Annotated in this window: 22 protein-coding genes; 8 read left to right on the forward strand and 14 right to left on the reverse strand. The window is 29.9% G+C overall.

The window, feature by feature from the left end; all coding sequences use genetic code 11:
- Nucleotides 1-15 precede the first annotated feature (15 nt).
- Nucleotides 16-1,416: a class II fumarate hydratase gene (fumC, locus tag Q0L44_RS06870; RefSeq protein WP_296637015.1), complete on the reverse strand. Its 1,401-nt coding sequence runs from the start codon at nucleotides 1,414-1,416 to the stop codon at nucleotides 16-18.
- A gap of 155 nt (nucleotides 1,417-1,571) precedes the next feature.
- On the opposite strand from fumC, the gene Q0L44_RS06875 reads away from it, so the two are divergent.
- Complete coding sequence (locus tag Q0L44_RS06875) at nucleotides 1,572-1,745, forward strand: hypothetical protein (RefSeq protein ID WP_296637016.1); 174 nt, start codon at nucleotides 1,572-1,574, stop codon at nucleotides 1,743-1,745.
- Nucleotides 1,746-1,818: 73 nt separating this feature from the next.
- Here the strand turns inward: Q0L44_RS06875 and Q0L44_RS06880 are convergent, their stop codons facing one another.
- From Q0L44_RS06880 to prfB, 3 genes are all read right to left on the reverse strand, one after another.
- Entirely contained in the window at nucleotides 1,819-4,278 is a 2,460-nt protein-coding gene (locus tag Q0L44_RS06880) for an outer membrane beta-barrel protein (RefSeq protein ID WP_296637018.1), read from the reverse strand.
- Between the two features lie 85 nt (nucleotides 4,279-4,363).
- Nucleotides 4,364-4,705, reverse strand: coding sequence for an arsenate reductase (glutaredoxin) (gene arsC, locus Q0L44_RS06885; protein ID WP_296637019.1), 342 nt, complete (start codon nucleotides 4,703-4,705; stop codon nucleotides 4,364-4,366).
- A 109-nt stretch (nucleotides 4,706-4,814) separates the two neighbouring features.
- The gene (gene prfB / locus Q0L44_RS06890) at nucleotides 4,815-5,909 is read right to left on the reverse strand and encodes a peptide chain release factor 2 (protein ID WP_296637021.1); all 1,095 of its coding nucleotides are present in this window, start codon (nucleotides 5,907-5,909) and stop codon (nucleotides 4,815-4,817) included.
- An 85-nt stretch (nucleotides 5,910-5,994) separates the two neighbouring features.
- Here prfB and Q0L44_RS06895 point away from each other — a divergent pair, with 85 nt between their 5' ends.
- Both Q0L44_RS06895 and Q0L44_RS06900 read left to right on the forward strand, forming a co-directional pair.
- On the forward strand, nucleotides 5,995-8,409 hold the full coding sequence (locus tag Q0L44_RS06895; RefSeq protein ID WP_296637022.1) for a zinc-dependent metalloprotease: 2,415 nt from the start codon (nucleotides 5,995-5,997) through the stop codon (nucleotides 8,407-8,409).
- A 20-nt stretch (nucleotides 8,410-8,429) separates the two neighbouring features.
- On the forward strand, nucleotides 8,430-9,455 hold the full coding sequence (locus tag Q0L44_RS06900) for a GntG family PLP-dependent aldolase (RefSeq protein WP_296637024.1): 1,026 nt from the start codon (nucleotides 8,430-8,432) through the stop codon (nucleotides 9,453-9,455).
- 44 nt (nucleotides 9,456-9,499) lie between these two features.
- Here the strand turns inward: Q0L44_RS06900 and Q0L44_RS06905 are convergent, their stop codons facing one another.
- Both Q0L44_RS06905 and Q0L44_RS06910 read right to left on the reverse strand, forming a co-directional pair.
- Nucleotides 9,500-10,141 carry a hypothetical protein gene (locus Q0L44_RS06905; protein ID WP_296637025.1) on the reverse strand — a complete coding sequence of 214 codons (642 nt, stop codon included), beginning with the start codon at nucleotides 10,139-10,141 and terminating at the stop codon, nucleotides 9,500-9,502.
- Nucleotides 10,142-10,144: 3 nt separating this feature from the next.
- Nucleotides 10,145-10,639 (reverse strand): RNA polymerase sigma factor, encoded by a 495-nt coding sequence (locus tag Q0L44_RS06910; RefSeq protein WP_296637027.1) that lies wholly within the window; start codon nucleotides 10,637-10,639, stop codon nucleotides 10,145-10,147.
- A gap of 112 nt (nucleotides 10,640-10,751) precedes the next feature.
- On the opposite strand from Q0L44_RS06910, the gene Q0L44_RS06915 reads away from it, so the two are divergent.
- From Q0L44_RS06915 to Q0L44_RS06935, 5 genes are all read left to right on the forward strand, one after another.
- Entirely contained in the window at nucleotides 10,752-11,645 is an 894-nt protein-coding gene (locus Q0L44_RS06915) for a MerR family transcriptional regulator (protein ID WP_296637028.1), read from the forward strand.
- Between the two features lie 63 nt (nucleotides 11,646-11,708).
- A complete protein-coding gene (locus tag Q0L44_RS06920) occupies nucleotides 11,709-13,175 on the forward strand; it encodes an oleate hydratase (protein WP_296637030.1) in 1,467 nt (488 codons plus the stop codon).
- A gap of 1 nt (nucleotide 13,176) precedes the next feature.
- Nucleotides 13,177-14,019 carry a phytoene/squalene synthase family protein gene (locus tag Q0L44_RS06925; RefSeq protein WP_296637031.1) on the forward strand — a complete coding sequence of 281 codons (843 nt, stop codon included), beginning with the start codon at nucleotides 13,177-13,179 and terminating at the stop codon, nucleotides 14,017-14,019.
- Nucleotide 14,020: 1 nt separating this feature from the next.
- Nucleotides 14,021-14,464 (forward strand): sterol desaturase family protein, encoded by a 444-nt coding sequence (locus tag Q0L44_RS06930; RefSeq protein ID WP_296637033.1) that lies wholly within the window; start codon nucleotides 14,021-14,023, stop codon nucleotides 14,462-14,464.
- 36 nt (nucleotides 14,465-14,500) lie between these two features.
- Nucleotides 14,501-15,652 carry a lycopene cyclase family protein gene (locus Q0L44_RS06935; protein ID WP_296637035.1) on the forward strand — a complete coding sequence of 384 codons (1,152 nt, stop codon included), beginning with the start codon at nucleotides 14,501-14,503 and terminating at the stop codon, nucleotides 15,650-15,652.
- On the opposite strand, the gene argH is transcribed toward Q0L44_RS06935, so the two are convergent.
- The 8 genes from argH to proC form a co-directional block, all read right to left on the reverse strand.
- Nucleotides 15,644-16,921, reverse strand: a complete 1,278-nt coding sequence (gene argH, locus Q0L44_RS06940; protein WP_296637037.1) for an argininosuccinate lyase — start codon at nucleotides 16,919-16,921, stop codon at nucleotides 15,644-15,646. The two genes, Q0L44_RS06935 and argH, sit on opposite strands and share 9 nt — an antisense overlap.
- Nucleotides 16,922-17,064: 143 nt before the next feature.
- Nucleotides 17,065-18,135: a M20 family metallo-hydrolase gene (locus tag Q0L44_RS06945; RefSeq protein WP_296637038.1), complete on the reverse strand. Its 1,071-nt coding sequence runs from the start codon at nucleotides 18,133-18,135 to the stop codon at nucleotides 17,065-17,067.
- Complete coding sequence (gene argB / locus Q0L44_RS06950; protein ID WP_296637040.1) at nucleotides 18,135-18,911, reverse strand: acetylglutamate kinase; 777 nt, start codon at nucleotides 18,909-18,911, stop codon at nucleotides 18,135-18,137. Before argB ends, Q0L44_RS06945 begins: the two co-directional genes overlap by 1 nt.
- 81 nt (nucleotides 18,912-18,992) lie before the next feature.
- On the reverse strand, nucleotides 18,993-19,931 hold the full coding sequence (locus tag Q0L44_RS06955; protein ID WP_296637041.1) for an acetylornithine carbamoyltransferase: 939 nt from the start codon (nucleotides 19,929-19,931) through the stop codon (nucleotides 18,993-18,995).
- Between the two features lie 33 nt (nucleotides 19,932-19,964).
- Entirely contained in the window at nucleotides 19,965-20,729 is a 765-nt protein-coding gene (gene proB / locus Q0L44_RS06960) for a glutamate 5-kinase (protein WP_296637044.1), read from the reverse strand.
- Nucleotides 20,730-20,846: 117 nt separating this feature from the next.
- Nucleotides 20,847-22,016 carry a glutamate-5-semialdehyde dehydrogenase gene (locus tag Q0L44_RS06965; protein ID WP_296637045.1) on the reverse strand — a complete coding sequence of 390 codons (1,170 nt, stop codon included), beginning with the start codon at nucleotides 22,014-22,016 and terminating at the stop codon, nucleotides 20,847-20,849.
- Between the two features lie 74 nt (nucleotides 22,017-22,090).
- Nucleotides 22,091-23,221, reverse strand: coding sequence for an aminotransferase class III-fold pyridoxal phosphate-dependent enzyme (locus tag Q0L44_RS06970; RefSeq protein ID WP_296637047.1), 1,131 nt, complete (start codon nucleotides 23,219-23,221; stop codon nucleotides 22,091-22,093).
- Between the two features lie 42 nt (nucleotides 23,222-23,263).
- Nucleotides 23,264-24,055, reverse strand: coding sequence for a pyrroline-5-carboxylate reductase (gene proC, locus Q0L44_RS06975; protein ID WP_296637050.1), 792 nt, complete (start codon nucleotides 24,053-24,055; stop codon nucleotides 23,264-23,266).
- Nucleotides 24,056-24,070: the final 15 nt, after the last annotated feature.

Consider the following 24,070-nt stretch of genomic DNA (forward strand, 5'->3'; position numbering starts at 1 on the left):
ATTTCTTAAAGCAACTTATTTTAAGCTACCTGTCATTTCAGCTGGTTTTACCCATTCATCATATTGTTCTGGAGTTACGTATCCTAAACGGACTGCTTCTTCTTTTAAAGTTGTTCCGTTTTCGTGAGCAGTATTTGCAATTTCTGCAGCTTTGTAATACCCAATTTTAGTATTTAAGGCAGTAACTAACATTAGTGAGTTGTTTACTAATTTTGTTATTCTTGAGTGATTTGGCTCAATACCAGCAGCACAGTTTACATCAAAAGAAACACAAGCATCACCAATTAATTGTGCAGATTGTAACACGTTAGCAGCCATCATTGGTTTAAAAACATTTAGTTCATAGTGTCCTTGAGTACCACCAACAGTAACAGCAACATCATTACCCATTACTTGTGCACAAACCATAGTTATGGCTTCACATTGTGTTGGGTTTACTTTACCTGGCATAATTGAAGAACCTGGCTCATTTGCAGGAATAATGATTTCACCAATTCCAGATCTTGGTCCAGATGCCATTAAACGAATATCGTTGGCAATTTTATTTAAAGAAACAGCAATTTGCTTTAATGCTCCATGTGTTTCTACTAAAGCATCATGTGCTGCTAAAGCTTCAAATTTATTTTCTGCAGTTACAAATGGTAATGCTGTAAATTCTGCGATATACTTTGCCACTAAAACATCATATCCTTTAGGTGTATTTAAACCAGTACCAACAGCAGTACCTCCTAAAGCCAATTGCGATAAATGTTCTAAGGTGTTATTTAATGCTTTTAACCCAAAGTTTAATTGAGCTACATACCCAGAAAATTCTTGACCTAAAGTAAGTGGAGTAGCATCCATTAAATGCGTTCTACCAATTTTTACAACATCGTTAAAAGCTATTGCCTTGGCCTGTAAGGTGTCTCTTAATTGAGTGATTCCTGGAATGGTGTTTTCTACAATTTTCTTGTAGGCAGCAATGTGCATACCTGTAGGAAATGTATCGTTAGAAGATTGAGATTTGTTTACATCATCATTAGGTTGAATGGTTTTATCACCTTCACCAATTACTCTACCAGCAATTTCATGGGCTCTGTTTGCAATAACTTCGTTTACATTCATGTTAGATTGCGTACCTGAACCTGTTTGCCAAATTACTAAAGGAAATTGGTCATCATGCTTACCTTCTAAAATTTCATCACAAACTTGTGCAATTAAATCTCTTTTTTCCTCAGATAAAACTCCTAGTTCTGCATTAGTAAATGCAGCCGCTTTTTTTAAATAAGCAAAACCATAAACTACTTCTAAAGGCATTGAGGCTGGTGCACCTATCTTAAAATTATTTCTAGAACGTTCTGTTTGTGCTCCCCAATACTTGTCTGCAGGAACATTTACATTACCCATGGTATCTTTTTCTACTCTAAACTTTGTCATGATGTACTTAATATTTTAGGATAACAAATTTAAATAATATCGCTCAAATATTTTAATATTAAAGGAGGTAAATGCTCGTAAAAACTTTAATTTTAATTGTGTAATTTTAAAAAAATCTGTTATTTTTGCAGGTGTATAAATATAATTAGCAATAAATGTTAGATTTTTCAGAATTTTCAGGTTTAGTTTTATTCATGTTTATTTTTACAGCCGGTTTTTGGTTGTTAATTTTTTTATTAACATTTGTAGTTCCTTACTGGATAGGAGGAACAATTTGGGAAAATTTCAAATTAAAAAGAGATGCTAAAAAATCTGCTGAAGGAAAGTAGTTTTTAGCTTAACCATAAAAAAAACTCGTTCATTAATTGAACGAGTTTTTTTTATGATGTTTTGATTTTCTATTTATTCCTCAAAATCGTCTCTAACATTATCATTTCTATCTCTACCAAATTTCTTTTTCTTTTGATTAAATCTGTACACCAAACTTACTCTAAATTGAGGCTCTCTCCATTGAAACTCTGAATACTGATCTAAGAAACCTGGAATATTTGTTGTTCTTCTACTAATTCTACTATTAAAAACATCGCTAAAGTTTACACTTAAAGAAGCTTTTTCATCAAAGAAATCTCTACTTGCTGCAATGTTCATGCTAAACACACCTTCACTTGTTGTTTGTGCGTTTTGAGAAGGCCCTCTATAATTTGAGTTGATTTGTAAATCGGTTTTTCCTAAAGTAATCTTTTGGTTTAAACGAATAAAGTATGAGGTATTCTCAAAATCAAAACTTTGAGTAGCATTAGTGGTTGGATTTGTATAATCTCCATCTGTTGTAACTCTAAATAAATTAAAATCACTATTAATGTTCCATATCTTAAATGGTTTATAGTTTAAGGTAAATTCAAAACCTAATCTTTCTGCAGTAGATAAGTTAATTGGGAATCTTCTAGTAATAGGATCTCCATTATCTGTTATCTCACCTGTATCTTCTTGTATCCTTTCCCAATTGTCATTACTAATGTTGTAATATAAAGAGGTACTTAAGGTAAATTTATCCCATCTTTTTAAGTAACCTACATCCACTGCATCAGTAATTACAGGGTTTAAACCTACATTACCTGTATAGATATTGGCCTCACTAGATCTACTAGGAAAAGGATTTAAGTTTCTACCTCTTGGTCTTCTAATTCTTCTATTGTAACCAATAGTGATGTTCTCACCATCTTTAAATTCATAACCTAAATTAATGGTTGGAAAAAAATTACCATAGCTTCTATCATCTAAAGTTGTAGATGTTTGTTGCTCAATTTCGACAGAAGTATATTCATACCTTAAACCTGCTAATAAAGAAATATTATTAAACTTTTGGCCATATTGAAAGTAGGCTGCATTTACAAATTCTTCGTAATTAAAAGAGTTGTTTAATCCTGCATCTGGTACTAAAGTTCCATTAGGAAAAACTTGTCTTTCTGCTAAATAAAAACTATTAAAAATATCTCTGTAATTACCTCTATACCCAGCTTCGTATTGTATATTTTCTCCTACAGGATATACATAGTCAATCTGAAGTAAAGCTCTATTTTCATCTTGATCTTCTATTACTTGCTCTAAATCGTTTAATAAATTTGTTTGTGTATCTATTTCAGTAATATTATTTAAAACATCTTCCATTTCTGTAGAATACTGTAAATTCACAGAAAGCTTTCGTCCTTTTTGATCGAAGTTATTCACGTAATCTAATGTATATTGTATTCTTTGTTCATCTTCACCTTCGCTTTCTGTTCTAAATGTAGCTTCATTTAAGCCTTCATTTGCATTAAGTCTTTGAATATCATTGGTATTTACATCATCATCATTACCACTATTTAAAACAATGTTACCAATAATACTAGAGCTCTTTGTTAAATAGTACTCTGCACCAAAACTTGTAAATAAAGATCTACCTAGTCTACCAAAGTTCCTTTGCTCAATTACTCTTGCATTTTGTGCTGAAGATGATAAGAAATTAGATTCACTCAAAGAATTACCAGGTGTTTCATTGTATCTAAATCCTGTATTGGTAAATAAATTCCATTTTTCTGTTCTCCAATTGGCATTAAATGCGGTACCTACTCTTTCAGGATATCCTAAATCTAATTGCAAAGAACCATTAAAACCTGTTAGTTTATTTTTTCTAAGAATTATATTTAAAATTCCTGCAGTACCTTCAGCATCATATCTTGCAGATGGAGATGTAATAACTTCTACTTTCTCAATAGCTTCAGCAGGAATTTGTCTTAGTGCTTCTGCACCATTTAGACCTACTAGTGCACTTGGTCTACCATCTATCAGTATAGTTACATTTTCGTTACCTCTTAAGCTTACAGTTCCTTCTACATCTACTTGTATAGAAGGTACATTTCCAAGTACGTCACTTGCATTACCACCTCTGATAGACAAATCTTTTCCAATATTAAAAACCTTTTTATCTAAACGGATATCTACTTTAGTTTTTTCTGCAACAATCACAACTTCGTCTAACGCTTTTGAATTTTCTGAGAGTTCGATAATTCCTAAATCTAAATCTGAAGTTATGGTTTTAGCAGGAAACGTTTTAGAATTAAAGGAAATAAACGTTACACTTATTTCGTATGTTGCTTTAGGAGCAGTAATGCTAAATTTACCATCAATATCTGTAATTCCACCTGAAATGGCATTTGTTATTGTGTTATTTAAAACAATAGTGGCGTATTCTAAAGCCATATTAGAGCCGCCTTCAATGACTTTACCAGTAATTTTTATTTCATCTGCGCTAGTTTTATCTTGTGCAAAAAAGTAATTTGCTAATAAAAATAAACATATAAAGAGAGTAACTTTTTTTGTCAAAACAAATTTGTTTTAAAAATTTTTGTAATGCAAAGGTTCATCTTCTTTTTACTTAAGTCAGTTAAAAAAAAGTTAAAGAATTTTATTAAATAATATTCAGGATATTTTCTGATGGTCTTCCTATTACTGCTTTGTCTTTATTAACAACTATAGGTCTTTCTATAAGCTTAGGATTTATAATCATTGCCTTAATAATTTCAGAGTCAGATAAATCATTTCCTCTATATTGTTCTTTCCATATTTTTTCAGTTTTTCTAACTAATTGAATAGGAGTGATGTTTAACTTTTTTAGGATTTCTTTTAATTGTTCTTCTGTAGGAATATTCTCTAAATATTTAATAATTTTAAACTCTTTGCCAGAACTTTCTAGCATTAGTAAACCCTCTCTAGATTTTCTGCAACGTGGATTATGGTATATTTTTATCATGTATATATTCTATTATTTTAGTTTTAAAATTGTAATTTCTTTACTAAGCTCAAAATCACAAGTTTTATATATTTTAATTTGCTAACAGACAATAGACAACAGCTAATAATTATCCTTCTTTTTGCCCATTTAACATTAAATAAGCTTTTAAAAATGCATTTATGTTACCATCCATTACTGCATCTACATTTCCTGTCTCATGAGCAGTTCTTACATCTTTTACTAATTTATAGGGATGCATTACATAATTACGTATTTGGCTTCCCCATTCATTTTTCATTTTATTTGCTTCAATATCATCTCTAGCAGCTTGTTGCTTTTGCAATTCTATTTCATATAATTGCGATTTTAGCATTTGCATAGCTGTAGCTCTGTTATCATGCTGTGAACGAGAATTAGAACATGAAATCTGAATTCCTGAAGGCTTATGAGTTAGCTGAACTTTGGTTTCTACTTTATTTACATTCTGGCCACCTGCACCACTAGATCTTGCTGTAGTAATTTCTATATCTGCTGGGTTAATATCTATTTCAATAGAATCATCTGCTACAGGATATACATATACAGATGCAAAAGAAGTATGTCGTTTTGCATTGGAATCGAAAGGAGAAATACGTACTAATCTGTGCACACCATTCTCACCTTTTAACCAACCAAAAGCATAATCACCATCAACTTCTACAGTTACTGTTTTTATACCTACAGCGTCTCCTGCTTGATAGTTAAGTGTCTTTAATTTAAATCCTTGTTTTTCAGACCACATGGTATACATTCTAAACAACATTTCTGCCCAATCACAAGACTCTGTTCCACCTGCACCTGCTGTAATTTGAATTACTGCAGATAGAGAATCACCTTCATCAGACAACATATTTTTAAACTCAATGTCTTCTAAAAGCGTAATGGTTTTTTCATATTGTTGTACTACATCTTTTTCATCTGCTTCGTCTTCTTTATAAAACTCATAAAAAACATTTAAATCTTCGTTAAATCTTATAATGGTGTTATAATCTTCTACCCATTTTTTCTTAAAACGCAACTCTTTCATAATTACCTCTGCAGTTTTTGGGTCGTTCCAAAAGTCAGGGTTTGTGGTTTTTTCTTCTTCATTGGTTATTTCAATCAGTTTTTTATCAATTTCTAAATAAGATTTTAACTTATCTATTCTGGTTGAAATATCTTTAAGTTGGTCTAGTGTAATCATAAGTTTAACAAAAATAAACGATTTTTTAGGATTTCGAGTTTTTAAACTGCTTCTTATTTCATAGTTTTATAAAAATATTTATCTCATGAAAAAAGTACTATTTACATTATTATTTCTTTTTTTCTCTCTGCAAGTATACTCTCAATTTTTTATGGAGAAAACTGGTAAAAAATTACAAAAAGGAATTACTAAATACTCAGGTTATTATACTTTTTATTATGATGAGAATTCCGATAAAATTTACTTACAAATCGATCAATTAAATACTGATTTCTTATATGTAAGATCATTATCAGAAGGAATAGGTTCTAACGACATAGGTTTAGATAGAGGCCAGTTAGGTAGTGGAGTAGTAGTGCATTTTAAAAAAGCAGGTAATAAAATTTTGATGGTTCAACCCAATCAAGATTATAGAGCTATAACAGATAATATAGAAGAGAAAAACTCGGTAAAAGAAGCCTTTGCAAAATCTGTATTACATGGTTTTGTGGTAAAAGAAATAAAAGACGACATTTATTTAGTGGATGCAACTTCTTTTTTTATGAGAGATGCACATGGTGTTGCAAGAAGTTTAGCAAGGCAAAATCAAGGTAATTATAGTTTAGATAAAAGTAGAAGTGCGTTTAATTTAGAACGTACCAAATCATTTCCTAAAAACGCTGAGTTTGATGTGTTGTTAACCTTTAAAGGTACTCCAAGAGGTTACAATATAAGAAGTGTTACTCCAGATGCTAGTGCTGTAACTGTAAATCAACATCACTCTTTTGTAGAATTACCAGATAATAATTACAAACCAAGAAAGTTTGATCCTAGATCTGGGTCTTATCAAATGAGTTATTTAGATTACTCAACGCTTGTAAATGAATCTTTAGAAAAACGTTTTATTTATAGACACAGATTGGCAAAGAAAAATCCGAATGCTGCAATGTCTGAACCTATAGATCCGATAATTTATTATTTAGACAGGGGAACGCCTGAACCTGTAAGATCTGCTTTATTAGATGGAGGTCGTTGGTGGAATCAAGCTTTTGAAGCAGCTGGTTACAAGAATGCATTTCAATTTAAAATGTTACCTGAAGGTGCAGATTTGTTAGATGTAAGATATAATGTTGTGCAATGGGTACATAGATCTACTAGAGGTTGGAGTTATGGTGCAAGTATTTCTGACCCAAGAACTGGAGAAATTATAAAAGGACATGTAAGTTTAGGAAGTCTACGAGTTCGCCAAGATTATTTAATAGCGCAAGCTTTACAAGCACCTTTTATGAATAAAAAAGCAGAAGATAAATTTGCTTTGCAAATGGCAATTGCAAGAATTAGACAACTATCAGCTCATGAAATTGGGCATACTTTAGGTTTTGCGCATAATTTTGCAGCAAGTACTAATGGAAGAACTTCAGTTATGGATTATCCACACCCAAAGTTTACTTTAAAAAATGGTAAAATTGATTTTTCTAATGCTTACGATACTAAGATTGGAGATTGGGATAAAGTAACAGTGGCATATTCTTATCAAGATTTTCCAGAAAACACCAATGAAGATGAAGTGTTAAATACTATTTTAACAACAGGGTTTAAAAATGGAATGCGTTACTTATCTGATGCTGATGCAAGACCACAAGGAAGTGCAAGTGCTACAGCTCACTTATGGGATAATGGAGGAAACATATATGATGAACTAAATAATTTATTAGCGGTTAGAAAAACAGCAATCAGTAATTTTTCTGCTGATAATATAAAGACTAATGAACCTTATTCTGTTTTAGAGGACGTGTTTGTGCCCCTATATTTTTTACATCGTTTTCAAACAGAAGCAACAACCAAATTAATAGGAGGTTTAAATTATTCTTATGCAGTAAAAGGAGGTAACCAAACTATTGTAAAAAGAGTATCTGGAGAGGTAGAAAGAAAAGCATTAGCAAGTGTATTAAAAACGGTTATGGTTGACGAAATTGCAATTCCGAAAGAAAAATTAGCATTATTTCCTCCAAGAGCAATAGGTTATGGAAGATCTAGAGAATCTTTTAAAAGCAAATTAGGTGTAGCTTTTGATGCGTTTTCTGCTGTAGAAACTGCCTCAGAAATGACGTTTAAGCTTTTATTAAATCCGCAAAGAATGTCTAGACTTATCAATCATAAAAGTTTAGATGATTCACAATTAGGTTTAGATGAATTAATAGATGTTGTAGTTATGAATACTTTAAGAAAGAGTCATAAAGATAATTATTACCAAGAATTACAGAATGTTGTTAATATTCAGTTTTTAGAAGAACTAATGTATTTATCAACCTATAAAAATCAGTACAAACAAGTGAATGCAATTTCAAGTTATAAGTTGAATGAAATTAAAAATATTATTCAAAATAAAAAGAGCAGTGGTGTTCAAAGCATATATAATGAAGATTTAGTAAAAATGATTGATGATTTTATGAAGAATCCAAAAACTTTCAAAAAAACTTCAGCACCTAAAATTCCAGATGGTTCACCAATTGGAAATTAATTAAATAGTAAAAAATTAGAATGATTATAGACTTAATATCTGATACAGTTACCAAACCAACACCTGAAATGTTGCAAGCTATGATGAGCGCGAATGTAGGTGATGATGTTTTTAAGATGGACCCTACTGTAAATGCTTTAGAACAAAAGGTAGCTAAGCTTTTTGGTATGGAAGATGCTTTGTTTTTTCCTTCAGGAACTATGGCAAATCAAACTGCAATAAAATTACACACACAACCAGGAGATTTAGTTATTGCAGATAAATATGCACACATTTACAATTATGAAAGCGGAGGAGTTGCTTTTAATTCAGGCGTTACTTGTAAGCTGATTAATGGTGAAAGAGGAATGTTTACAGCATCTCAAATAGAAGAAATAGCTTCAGCAAAACCACAGATTTATTTGCCATACACCCGTTTAATTTGTTTAGAAAATACAACAAATAAAGGAGGTGGTGCTTGTTGGGATTTTAGAGAAATAGAAAAGATACACAAGGTTGCCAAACAAAATAACTTAGGATTTCACCTGGATGGTGCAAGATTGTTTAATGCTTTAGTTGCTAAGAATGAATCTCCAAAACAATATGGGAAATTGTTTGATACCATATCTATTTGTTTCTCTAAAGGATTAGGTGCACCAATTGGTTCTATGCTTATTGGAACAAAGGAAATGATGCAGAAAGCCTTGCGTTTACGTAAATTATTAGGTGGAGGAATGAGACAAGTTGGTTTTTTAGCAGCAGCAGCCAATTATGCTTTAGATCATCATGTAGAAAGATTAGCAGAAGACCATAAAAAAGCAAAAGAAATTGCTACAGTACTTGAAAGTTGCAGTTATATCACTAAAATTGAACCAGTAGAAACTAATATTTTAATTTTTTATGTAGATGATAAAATAGGTGCAGACCATTTTATAGAGAAAATGGCCGAAAAAAATATACTGCTAACTCCTATGGGTGAGGGTAAAATTAGGATTGTAACGCATTTAGATTATACAGATAAAATGCATACGATTCTGCTAAAAGAATTGAATAATTTCAAAAATTAATAGAAACTAAAAAAAACTCCTTTATAAAATATAGGATTTTTTTATTAATTATAAGTAAGCTTTACAAGCTCTTTATAATTTTTATTAAGTTTTCTTAAAAGTATACCATAGACCAATTTATAAAATAACCATAGTAATACTAGTATAATTAATAAACCTATTATTTGGCTTATTATAGTAATGGTAATTACTTGTTGTATATCTAAAGCCAAGTTATCTGGATTCATTACCTTCATTAACTTATTGTTGTCAGAAAACATAAACATATTTAAAATAATACAACCTAAAGAGACTGTTGCTAAATTATAAAAAACATAATATTTTACAGTTTTTCTAATTTTTAGAATTTTTTGTATTAATTTTTTGGTGTTTTCTAAAAGAGAAACCCTTTTATAATTTCTATAGAAAAGGAATAAAAAAACTAGAATAATTACATAGTGTAATCCCATAAATATATTTAAATATTCCATAAGATTTAAATCTTCGTAAATTTTATAAAAACGATCTGGAATTGTAATATTTACAACAGTCCACAATATAAACTCTAGAACACCAACAATAAATATCCATTTTACAATAGATGACGATCTTGATTGAGCCATCTTATATATTTCTACACTAGAAAGTTTATTCGATTCTTCTGGTTGATTTTTCCAGGCTTTTTTGTAATTATCTAATACATCCATACATTATGGGTTTAGTATGTTTTTTAATTTTTCTTTAGCTCTGTTCATTTTAACTCTTGCATTTACAGAAGTTATTCCTAATGTTTCAGAGATTTCTTTATAAGGTTTATCTTCTAAGTATAAGAAAATAAGTGCTTTATCAATATCATTTAATTGATGGATAGCTTTATACAATGCTTTTAATTGTAACTCTTCTGTATCATCATAATCTTGTGATTTTATCTTATAAGCAAAATCACTGATGTCTTGCGTTTTAATCTTTCTTGTAGACTTTCTATATAATGAAATTGCAGTATTTAAAGCAACTCTATACATCCAAGTACTAAATTTAGAATCACCTCTAAACTTCGGATAGTTTTTCCAAAGTTGAATGGTTATTTCTTGAAACAAATCGTTGTGAGCCTCTCTATTCGTAGTGTAAAGTCTACAAATTTTATGAGCAATATTTTGATTTGCTTCAAAATCTAATAAAAATTTTTCTTCTAAATTTTTCTGCACACTTGTTTTTTAGTCAATTATAAGAAGCATTTTTAGTTAAAATGTTACATTTTTCTTAAAAAATATTTTATCTTTTTTTTTTGTAGATTTGTTTAATAAAATTTAAAATAAATTGAACAATATAAAGCAAGATTTCACGATCAAAGACCTCGAAAATATTTCTGGAATCAAGGCACATACTATTCGTATTTGGGAAAAAAGGTATAATTTACTAACTCCAAAAAGAACCAAAACAAATATAAGACTTTATACTCCAGAAAATTTAACCAAACTTTTAAATATAGTTTTATTAAATAAAAATAATCACAAAATCTCTAAGATTGCTGAAATGTCAGAAGATGACATTACTTCAAAATCAAGAGAATTAGCGTTTAGTTTTGCTACAAATGATGAAGCTATAAATACATTTAAAGTTTCTATGTTTCAGTTTGATAAAATACTTTTTAACAATACTTATCATAAGTTGTTACATAAAAAAACTTTTAGAGAGATATTTAAAGATGTTTTTATTCCTTTTTTAGATCACATTGGTATGTTATGGCATACAGAAACATTATTGCCTGCACACGAGCATTTTATTTCTAATTTAATCGCTCAGAAAATTCAGTTAAATACAGAAAAACTGCAGTACAGTATCAATAACACTAATAAGACATATGTTTTATTTTTACCTGAAAACGAAATACATGAGCTAGGTTTATTATATTTAAACTTTGAATTGGTTTTGAGAGGTTTTCATACTATTTATTTAGGGCAAAGTTTGCCTTTAAATAATTTAAATTATTTTCTAGATGGAGATAGAGAAGTTTGTTTTATAGCTTCTTTAACCATTCAACCTTATGATGATAAAGTTGAAGAATATTTTAATGAAATAGATAGTGTTATGGATAGCACTAAAAACCAATTCATTGCTGTAGGAAGAAAAATAGCAAAAATTAAGCATTTAAATTTGAACGATAACATAGCTCTTTATGATTCTATTCCAGATTTATTAAAGGTACTTTAAGGCACTCAATTAATTTTTAATATGTTTAGTTTATTTTACAGTATACTAAACAAAAAATATATAATGGATAAAAAAATTTATATTATAGGTTCTGGTTTTTCCTCTTTGGCAGCATCTTGTTATTTATCAAAAGAAGGTTATGACGTAACTGTTTTAGAAAAAAACGATTCGTTAGGAGGAAGAGCAAGACAGTTTAAAAAAGAAGGTTTCACTTTTGATTTAGGTCCATCTTGGTATTGGATGCCAGATGTTTTTGAGCGTTTTTTTGCTGATTTTGGAAAAAAACCTTCTGATTACTACACTTTAGATAAATTAAGTCCTGGCTATGAAGTTTATTTTGGTAAAAATGATTCCATAAAAATATCAGATAAGTTGCCCGAGATCTATGAATTATTTGAAAGTATTGAAAAAGGAAGCTCTAAATACCTAAAATCCTTTTTAGATTCAGCAAAATCTAACTATGATACTGCTATAAAAGATTTGGTATATAAACCTGGAGTTTCTCCTTTAGAATTAGTAAATTCAACTACAATAGCAAGAGTAACACAATTTTTTTCAACCATTAGAAAACAAGTTAGAAAAAATATAAAAAATGAAAAATTAATAGAAATTTTAGAATTTCCAGTATTATTTTTAGGAGCAAAACCTAGCAACACTCCTGCTTTTTATAATTTCATGAATTATGCTGATTTTGGTTTAGGAACTTGGCATCCAAGAGGAGGAATGTATAAAGTTATTGAAGGTATGGTTTCTTTAGCTACCTCTCTCGGTGTTGATTTTTCTAAAAATGCAAACGTAGAAAAAATTATTACAGACGCTAACAATAGTGTAAAAGGCTTAGTTGTTAATGGAGAAGAAATTGCTACAAATTTGGTGCTAAGCGGTGCAGATTATCATCATACAGAAACATTATTGGATAAAAATTTGAGACAATATTCAGAGAGTTATTGGTCTAAAAAAACTTTTGCACCCTCATCATTATTATTTTATGTTGGGTTTGATACGAAAATTAAAAATGCAAGTCACCACACTCTATTTTTTGATACTGATTTTGATAGGCATGCAGAAGAAATTTACGACAACCCTAAATGGCCATCAGCACCACTTTTTTATGCTAACTTTACCTCTATGACAGATGTTACTTCTGCGCCTGAAGGAAAAGAAGCAGGCTTCTTTTTAATACCTTTAGCCCCAGGAATTAAGGATACAGAAGAATTACGTGAGTTGTATTTTAACAAAATAATGAATAGATTTGAAGAAATTACTAATCAAGAAGTAAAAAAAAATGTTATCTTTAAAAGATCTTTTTGTGTAAAAGATTTTGAAGAAGAATATAATTCTTATAAAGGCAACGCTTATGGTATGGCAAATACATTACTGCAAACTGCTTTTTTAAGACCTAAAATTAAAAGTAGTAAAGTAAATAATTTGTTTTTTACAGGTCAGTTAACTGTTCCAGGGCCAGGAGTTCCTCCAGCATTAATTTCAGGTAAAATAGCAACAGATTTAATCAAAAAAAGCCAAAAATAATATGAAAGAACTTTTTGATAATGTTTCTAATGATTGTAGTAAGTTAGTTACAAAAAGTTATAGTACTTCGTTTTCTTTAGCGGTTAATATGTTATCACCTAAAATAAGAGCTGATATATACAACATATATGGTTTTGTTCGTTTTGCAGACGAAATTGTAGATACATTTCATAATTATAATAAAGAAGAATTGTTATCTCATTTTGAGCGTGACTACTACATGTCTAAAGAACAAGGGATTAGTCTAAATCCTATTTTAAATTCTTTTCAGCAAACTGTAAATAGATACAAAATACCTGAAGAAATGGTTCAAGCCTTTCTTAAAAGTATGAAAGCAGATTTGCATAAAACTCAGTACCAAACTAAAGAAGAATATGATGAATACATATATGGCTCTGCAGATGTTGTTGGTTTAATGTGTTTGAAAGTATTTGTTGATGGTGATGAGAATAAGTATAATGAGTTAAAAGATGCTGCAATGCGTTTGGGCTCAGCATTTCAAAAAGTAAACTTTTTACGAGACTTAAAAGATGATTTTGAACTATTAAATAGATCTTATTTCCCTAATGTAGACTTAGGTAAACTAAATGCTATATCTAAGCAATTAATTATAGATGAAATCGAGGCTGATTTTGATTACGCTTATACACACGGTATTTTGAAATTGCCTGTTGAAGCAAAATTTGGTGTATATATGGCTTACAGATATTATAGAAGATTACTAAAAAAACTGAATGCTGTCCCATCAGAAAAAATAATGGATACAAGAATCAGAATTTCTGATCCGATGAAAATAAATTTGTTAGCAAGAAGTTATGTGAAATACAAATTGAATATTATCTAATATGTTATTTTTAGTTACTATAGCTGTTTTTTTGTTAATGGAATGTATTACGTGGTGCACACATAAGTACGTAATGCATGGTTTTGGGTGGTATTTACATGAAGATCATCATCAACCCAAATACAACGGATTTGAAAAGAATGATGCATTTTTTGTCATTTTTGCTATACCCAGTATGGCTCTTATTTTTTATGGAAGTAATTCTATTTACACATATTTACTTTACATAGGTCTTGGAATTCTGTTATATGGTGTTGCTTATTTTTTGGTTCATGATGTTCTTATTCATCAACGTTTTAAATGGTTTAAAAATACTAATAATTGGTATTTGCAAGGATTAAGAAAAGCGCATAAAATTCATCATAAAAATATGGGTAAAGAAGATAGCCAATGTTTTGGAATGTTATTTGTACCTGTAAAATATTTTAAGCAGTATAAGAAATAGAATTGTTGCTTTAATTTTAATCTCACTTTATTTATTTTGAATTCAGCTTCCAAAAATTTTGATTATATTATTGTTGGTGGGGGAGCGTCAGGTCTAATGATAGCATATAGAATGAGTAGAGATGCTTATTTTCATAATAAATCAATTCTAATTCTTGATCAAGTAAAAAAATCAAATAATGATAAAACTTGGTGTTTTTGGGAAAAGAAGAAAGGTGATTGGGATGACATATTAAATCATTTTTGGAAAGATATTATATTCAAAGGAGATAGTGAAGCAATGCAAACTTCTATAGAGCCTTATGTGTACAAAATGATTAAGAGTTCTGACTTTTACAAAAAAATCTGGAAGACAATTGGCACAAAAAAGAATATTCAATTTAGTGAAGAAAATGTTGTTGAAATTCAACAAGAGCAAAGCTTTGGAGTTGTTTATACCACTCAAAATGAATATCACTCAAAAAAAATAATCAATAGTATTTTGTTTACTGACGCGTATCAGAAACAACAAAAATATCCTACATTACAACAACATTTTGTAGGATATTTTGTAAGAACTAAAGAACCTGTTTTTACAACAAATGCAGCTACTTTTATGGATTTTACTATTCCTCAAAAAGGGAATACTAGATTTATGTATATACTACCTTATGCTGAAAATGAAGCTTTATTTGAGTATACATTGTTTTCTAAAGAGTTATTAGATTATACTACTTATACTGATGCTATTAAATCTTATTTAAAAGAAAAAAATATTACAGATTATGAAATCGTTGAAAAGGAGCAAGGTGCTATACCAATGACTTCTTACAAGTTCTGGAATTCAAATTCAGATAATATTATTTATATTGGTACAGCAGGTGGCTGGAGCAAAGCAAGTACTGGTTTTACCTTTAAAAATATAGACAAGAAAACAAGGCTTTTAATTCATCACCTTAAAAAAGAAACTTCCTTAAAATCTTTTCAAAAAACCAATCGATTTTGGTTCTATGATTTACTGTTATTAGATATTTTATCAAAACATAATGAAAAGGGAGCTGCTGTATTTTCTAGAATGTTTAAAAAGCTGTCTCCTCAGCTTATTTTAAAATTTTTAGATGAGGAAACAACTTTTACTGAAGAATTAAAAATATTCTCTAATATGCAAATACGCTTGTTTAGTAAAGCTTTAATAAAACGTTTATTTTAAAGGAAATTTGTCTCTAATTTTATCTAAAGATAAATTATGGATACTCCCTACATGAGAATGTTGTTTTCCTAAATCTGGTTTGTACGTTCCTTCTTGCACTTGCCCACCAATTTTTTGATAGGCTTCTCTAAAAGACATACCTTCTACTACTAAATTATTGATAGAATCTACAGTAAATAAATATTGATATTTTTCATCATTCAAATCAATATCTTTTACAATTACCTGCTGAATTGAGTAGTTAAAGATGTCTAAAATATCTTTTATATCTTCAAAAGCTGCAATGATATTTTCTTTTAATAACTGAAAATCTCTGTGATAACCTGTAGGTAAATTATTGGTGATTAATAACATTTCTGAATGCAAAGCTTGGATTTTATTACATTTTCCACGAATTAATTCAAAAACATCTGGATTCTTTTTATGAGGCATAATACTACTTCCTGTAGTTAACTCATCAGGAAAAGAAATAAAACCAAAATTCTGACTCATATATAAACAAACATCCATTGCAAAACGAGCCATTGTATTACACAAACCACCCAAAGCAGATGCTATAGAACGTTCACTTTTTCCTCTGCTCAATTGTGCAGCAACTACGTTGTATTTTAATGTTGCAAATTCTAATTCTTGGGTAGTTAATTCTCTATCAATAGGAAAAGAAGAGCCATAACCAGCAGCAGAACCTAATGGATTTTGGTCTACAACTTTAGAAATTGCATTAAGTACATACACATCATCAATTAGCAGTTCTGCATAGGCAGAAAACCACAATCCGAAAGAAGACGGCATTGCTACTTGTAAATGCGTATAACCAGGTAATAAAGCATCTTTATGAGTTTCTGCAAGATTGAGAAGAGTTTCAAATAGAACCTTAACTTTTGAATTAATCAACCTTAGGTTGTCTTTATAATACAATTGTAAAGCTACTAAAACCTGATCATTTCTAGAACGAGCTGTATGAATTTTCTTACCAACCTCACCTAATTTATTGGTTAACTCCCATTCAATTTTAGAATGTACATCTTCAAAAGAAGGCTCTATTACAAAAGTTCCATTTTCAATATCATCAGCTAATTCTTTTAAACCTTTTTTAAGGTCTTTTAATTCATCAGCAGTAATAATACTTATTGATTCTAACATTATTGCATGGGCTAATGAAGCCTGAACATCATATTTCGCAATATGAATGTCTATTTCTCTATCATTACCAACAGTGAAGTTTTCTATCTGTTTGTCTATTTCAATTCCTTTATCCCAAAGTTTCATATTATAAATTTTATTTTAAAGTTTAGACTTAAGAATCAAGACCGTTTCCCATTTAGATTCAAGACTTCTCACTCTTGTGTTTTATCTTGTTTCTTGTCTCTTCTCTTTTATCTTATTTCTTATTTTTTGTTTCTTTTCCTTTTTTAAACAATTACTTTATTTAGTAGTTCAATATAAATCTGAATTCCTTCTTCTATTTCTGAAACGTATATAAATTCATTTGCAGAATGAGAACGGGTACTATCTCCAGGTCCTAGTTTTAAAGATTGACAAGTTAATACAGATTGATCTGAAAGGGTAGGAGAGCCATACGTTTCTCTACCCATAGCAATCCCTGCTTTTACTAAATCGTGATCTGTTGATATGGAAGAAGAATTTAGTCTTAAACTTCTAGGCTTAATTTCTGAGCAAGGAGATTGTTCTTGTAAAATAGTTGCAATTTCTTGGTTTGAGTAGGCATCATTTACACGAACATCTACCACTAAATCTACATGTGCAGGAACTACATTATGTTGTTTTCCAGCATTAACTTGTGTTACAGTCATTTTTACATCACCCAAAGCGTTCGAAGTTTTTTTGAATTTAAAATCTTTGAACCATTGTAAAACTTCAATTGTATTATAAATTGAATTGTTATCATTTGGATGTGCAGCATGACTAGGAGTACCTTTTACAACTGCATCAAAAACTAACAAACCTTTTTCAGCCACAGCTAAATTCATTAAAGTAGGTTCACCAACAATAGCTACGTCTATATGAGGTATAATTGGTAACATACTATTTAAGCCATTAGCACCTGAACTTTCTTCTTCTGCAGAAGCAACTAATACTAAATTGTATTTTAAATTTTCTTGCTTATAAAAATAGGTGAATGTTGCAATTAATGATACTAAGCAACCACCAGCATCATTAGAACCTAAACCATATAATTTATTACCTTCTACAAACGCCTTAAAAGGATCATTTGTATAGGCTGAATTGGGTTTTACTGTATCATGATGTGAGTTTAAAAGAAGTGTTGGCTTGCTGTCTTCAAAATGTTTATTAGTAGCCCAAACATTATTTTTTGTTCGTTTAATTGGAATTCCAAACTCTACAAACCAAGCTTCAATTAATACTGCGGTTTGTTCCTCTTCTGAGGAAAAAGATTGAGTTTCAATTAAGTTCTTTAAAAGTGAAATCGCTTTTTCTGTTAATTTTTCGATAGTAATCATTATAAAGTAATGGTTGTGAAATTGTTGTTTTCTTTTGTCAGCATATTAGTATTTCCTATATAAACTTTTTTTACTCCATTCTGAAGTGCATTTAAACAATTGTCTATTTTTGGTATCATTCCTACGGAAATAACTCCTTTTTCTAATAACTCTTTATACGTATCTGAATTGATGTTTTTAATCACCGAATCTTTATCATTAAAATCTTGTAAAACACCATTCAATTCAAAACAATAGTAAATGGATGTGTCATAATGTTTACTCATTCCTGCAGCTATTGTACTTGCAATAGTATCTGCGTTCGTGTTTAATAATTGTCCTTTTTTATCATGTGTAATTGCACAAAAAACAGGGGTAAAGTTGGCTTGAATTAATTTGTCTATCGAGTTTGATGCAATTTGTTTTACATCACCTACATAACCATAATCAATTTTTTGTACCGGTCTTTTAACAGACTGTATGCTATTGATATCTGCACCAGTTAAACCAATGGCATCCACTTGTAAAGCTTGTAATTTAGCCACTATATTTTTGTTGACTAAGCCTCCATAAACCATAGTAATTACTTCTAGAGTTTCTGCATCTGTAATTCTTCTGCCATCAATTAATTTGGAAGTAATACCTAGTTTAGAGGCAATAAGCGTTGCACGTTTTCCTCCTCCATGAACTAAAATTTTATGTCCTTTAAGGTTGGCAAAAAGCTGTAAGAAAGTATTTAAAGAAGCTTCATCTTCAATAATATTTCCACCTATTTTTATGATTGATAGTTTTTCCATTAGTGCTGTACTTGTTTCAGTATCTTTTTTGAGTTGTATTTTTTTTGTGATATGCTGAATCAAGTTCAGCATTAGAAAATCTTACAGTTTTTCTAATATTTTCTTTAATACTAATTGAGCAGCATATGTTCTGTTATTGGCTTGTTCTATAACCAAAGAATTTTCAGAATCTAAAACAGCATCTTCAACCACTACATTTCTTCTTACAGGTAAGCAATGCATAAATTTAGCATCTACAATTTTATTTTTTGTGATGGTCCAATTGTCATCAACCTCTAAAATTTGACCATAAGATTCATAAGAGCTCCAATTTTTTGCATAGATAAAATCAGCATCCTTAAAAGCCTCTTTTTGATTATTATAAATAGGTGTGTCTTTTGTAATCTCTTTGCTTAAATCATATCCTTTTGGGTTTGCAATTACAAACTCAACATCCATTTTTTGCATAGCTTGTGTAAAACTATTTGCTACAGCATGTGGTAATGCTTTAATATGAGGAGCCCAACTTAACACTACTTTTGGTTTCTTTTTTAGGGGGTTTTCAGCAATTGTTAAAGCATCAGTCAATCCTTGTAATGGATGACCAGTAGCACTTTCCATACTCACAACAGGCACACTAGCATATTTTACAAAAGAATTTAATACTTGTTCAGTCTCATCTTTCTCCTTATCAGTTAAAGTAGGAAAGGCTCTTACAGCAATAACATTACAATATTGAGAAACTACAGCTGCTGCTTCTTTAATATGTTCTGCAGTGTTTCCATTCATTATTGTTCCATCTCCAAATTCAATTCCCCAAGCGTCTCCAGAAACATTCATAACAATTGGATCCATTCCTAAATTTAAGGCTGCTTTTTGGGTGCTTAAACGTGTTCTTAAACTCGAATTGAAAAACAACAATCCTAAAGTTTTGTTTTTGCCTAATGCTATATTTGCTAACGGATTTGCTTTTATTTCTCTAGCTTCTTTAATCCAAGAATTAATATTTTCTATATCGTTTATGGAAGTGTACTTTTTCATATTTTTTCTTTTATATGGGGTTGAAACCCCTTATTATTTTATTTTTGTAAACGCTACTTTAACATTAAAAGCATTGGTAATAAAATTATCTTCTAAACCATTTACAATCCATGTTTCTATATTTTCTTTTTTTGCTAAAGAAACGGCTTCAATTTTAGATTCCATACCACCACTACCAAGAAAAGATTTAGAGTTTACAACTTCATTTTTTAGAGCATTAAAATTAATAACTTCGTTAATAGTTTCTGGTGCATTATTTTTAATGGATTCTTTGGTGTAAATTCCGTTTGTATTAGTGGCAATGATTAATAAATCTACATCTAATAAAACTGCTGTTAATGCTGCTAATTTATCATTATCTCCAAATTGAATTTCATCTGTAGCAACTGTATCATTTTCATTAATAATAGGAACATAATTATTCTGTACCAAAACATTAATGGTGTTTACGATATTGGTTTTGCTTTGTTTTTTCTCAAAATCTGAGTAAGAAAGAAGACATTGAGAACTTAGCAAGCCATATTCTCTAAAAATTTCTTGATAAATTCTTATTAAATGAGGTTGCCCAATAGATGCCAAAGCTTGTTTTACAAAAACGTCTTCTTGTTTACTTTCTAATTTTACAAATTGTTTGGCAACAGCAATAGCACCAGAACTTACAATAATAAACTCGCAAGTATCTTTAAGTTTTGCAATCTGATTTGCAATATCTTCAATTTTACCTCTAGATATATTATTGGTTTCTTTTGTTAAGGTATTAGAACCAATTTTTAATAAAATACGTTTCTTTTTTTGCATTGTTGTTTTATTATACTCGCAAAGTTTTAATATTTGTTTTGTTTTATAAATCTCGCAAAGACGCTAAATTACAAAGCTTTTATTGTTTACCTAGACTGAAAACTGCCAACTGAAAAACTAACTCCTAATTTGCCCATCTCCATGCACATACCATTTATTGGTTACTAAATGTTGTAAGCCAATAGGTCCACGTTGGTGTAACTTGTCTGTGCTTATAGCCAACTCACCACCCAAACCTAATTGTCCACCATCTGTAAATCTTGATGAAGCATTATGATACACAGCAGCAGTGTCTACGTTTTCCATAAAAGTTTTTGCAACTTTTGTGTTTTTTGTAATAATTACAGAAGAATGCCCACCAGAATATTTATTTATTTTGGCAATAGCCTCTGCATTAGTGGTAATCTTGCCAATTAATATTTTGTAATCTAAAAACTCTTCGTACCAAATGTCATCCGAAGTAAAGTTTTTTGCTTTTAAAACCTCAATATTTTTAATGGTTAATTGTTCAATTAAATTATTTACAAAACCTATTCTATTTGGCAAATTTGCATCAATTAAAATTTTATCAATAGCATTACAAGCAGAAATTTTAGATTTTCCGTTTAAAATAATATCAAGTGCCATAGCTGCATCTGCATCTTTGTGCACGTAGATAAAATTATTTCCTCTACCGCTAATTATAACTGGGCAAGTTGCATGCTGCTTTACAAAAGCAATTAAACGCTCTCCACCTCTTGGTACAATTAAATCTACTTTTTGAGTTGATTTTTCTAAAAATGCTTGTGTTTCTTTTCTATTAAACTGTAAATATTCTACCCAATCTGTAGATGCATTATGCTGTTTTAGGGCTTTATGCCATAATTCTACAATTTTTAAATTAGAATTTAAAGATTCTTTTCCTCCTTTTAAGAGAATTTTATTTCCAGATTTAAAAGCAATTCCTGCAGCTTCTAAAGTAACATCTGGTCTAGATTCATAAATAATTAAAACAGTACCAAAAGAGGCAGTTTTATTATAAACTTGCATACCATTATTATGCTTAAAACTAAAACGTTCTACACCCACAGGATCTTCTTGAGAAGCCAAATGTTTAGCTGCAGCAATCATTTCATCCACCTTTTTATAATCTGCTTTTAAACGATCAAACATAGAAATATCATCACCTTTATACGCTTCTAAATCTTTTTTATTAACGTTTATAATTTCGTCTCTATGTTTATCTAAAAGTGTTGCCATGGTTACTAAAACAGCATTTCTAGTTTTTATTGCTAATAAGGTATTCATTATTTTTTGTACTTATTTTAAGAAATTTGTTTTCTTAATTTTTATTGAAGAAAATACTTCACTATATATTTAAATTATTCACCTAAAGAATATACTAATGCTTCGAAAAATTGATCTATATGTATTTTTCTAATGGTTAATGGAGGTAAAATTCTTAACACTTTTTTATTAGAAGCACCACCTGTAAAAATATGATAATCGTAAATTAGTTTTTTACGTAATTCGCTTATTTCAAAATCGAACTCTAAACCAAGCATTAATCCTTTTCCTTTGATAACTTTTACTTGCGGAATTGTTTTTGCAATGCTAATAAAATACAAATACATTGCATTTACATTGTCTATTAAGTTTTCTTCTTCAATCACATTTAAAACTGATAAACCAGCAGCACATGCCAAATGATTTCCACCAAAAGTTGTACCTAACATACCATATTTTGCCTTAATATTTGGGTGAATTAAAATGCCACCAATAGGAAAACCATTGCCCATTCCTTTTGCAATAGAAATAATATCTGGGGTAACATTGTAATGTTGAAAAGCAAAGAATTTACCTGAACGTCCATACCCAGATTGTACTTCATCTGCAATAAACCTGGTGTTATTTTGTTTACACAGCACATCTACTTCTTCAAAAAATGCAGCAGTTGCTTGGTCTAAACCACCAACACCTTGTATAAATTCTACAATAACAGCACAAACATCTCCTTTTTCTAGTTCTGTTTTTACGCTTTTTATATCATTTAAATCTAAAATAGTAACTTTTTGTTGTGCATTAATAGGTGCAATAATATTTTTATTATCTGTTGCTGCAACAGCTGCAGAAGTACGCCCATGAAAACCATTTTTAAAAGCAACAACTCTAGATTTTTCTGTTTGAAAAGAAGCCAGTTTTAAAGCGTTTTCATTAGCTTCTGCACCAGAACTGCATAAAAATAATTCGTAATCTTTACAACCAGAAAGTTGTTCTAACTTATTTGCTAGTTTAACCTGAATGGGGTTTTGTACGGCATTAGAATAAAAACCTAATTTTTCTACTTGCTTGTTAATTGCTTTTACATATTTTGGATGCCCATGACCAATAGAAATTACTGCATGACCACCATATAAATCTAAATATTCGGTTTTATTTTCGTCATACACAAAAACTCCTTTTGCTTTTACAGGAGTTACATCGTACAATGGATAAACGTTAAATAATGGCATAATTTTTTTTTTTCAGGAAGGGAGCATGCTCCCTTGTTAGAGTTAGTTTTTAATTTCATTAATTTTATCAAAAGAAGTGTTAATTCCTTTAATTAGAGAAGAACTTAAACCTTGGTGTTCCATTTCGTTTAAACCTTCTATGGTGCAACCTCCAGGAGTGGTAACTCTGTCTATTTCTGCTTCTGGATGGTTTCCAGATTCTTTTAACAAACTAGCAGCTCCAAAACAGGTTTGCATTGCTAATTCATGTGCTTCATGGGCTTCAAAACCTAACTGAATTGCACCTTGTGTTGTAGCTCTTATTAAGCGCATCCAAAAAGCAATACCACTTGCACAAATAACAGTTGCTGCTTGTAATTGCTCTTCTGGTATTTCCATAGAAACACCTAAACTATTAAAAATTGTTTTAGCAATTGCTACTTTCTCTTTCCCTTTTTGGTTTGCAGAAAGACACGTCATAGATTGCCCAACAGATGCTGCTGTATTTGGCATAGAACGTATAATATATTTGTCTACACCAATAATATCTTCAATTTTAGAAATAGAAAAACCTGTAATTACTGTAATAATTAATTGATTTTCTTTTAAAAGAGGCTTTATGTTTACCAATATTTTTTCTAAATGTCTTGGTTGTACAGCAAATATTAAAATATCAGAATTTTTTACTGCTTCTTCATTATCAGACGTTAAAACAACCTCTTTAGACTCATTAAAACTGGTAATAGATTTTGTATTTCTTTTTGTTAAATACAAAGAAGTAACAACTCTATTTTTCAATAAACCTTTTGCTATTGATTGTCCTAAACTTCCTGCCCCTATAATTGCTACTTTCATAATTTTCCTATCCTA

It is taken from the genome of Polaribacter sp., assembly GCF_024639685.1.
Taxonomy (GTDB): domain Bacteria; phylum Bacteroidota; class Bacteroidia; order Flavobacteriales; family Flavobacteriaceae; genus Polaribacter.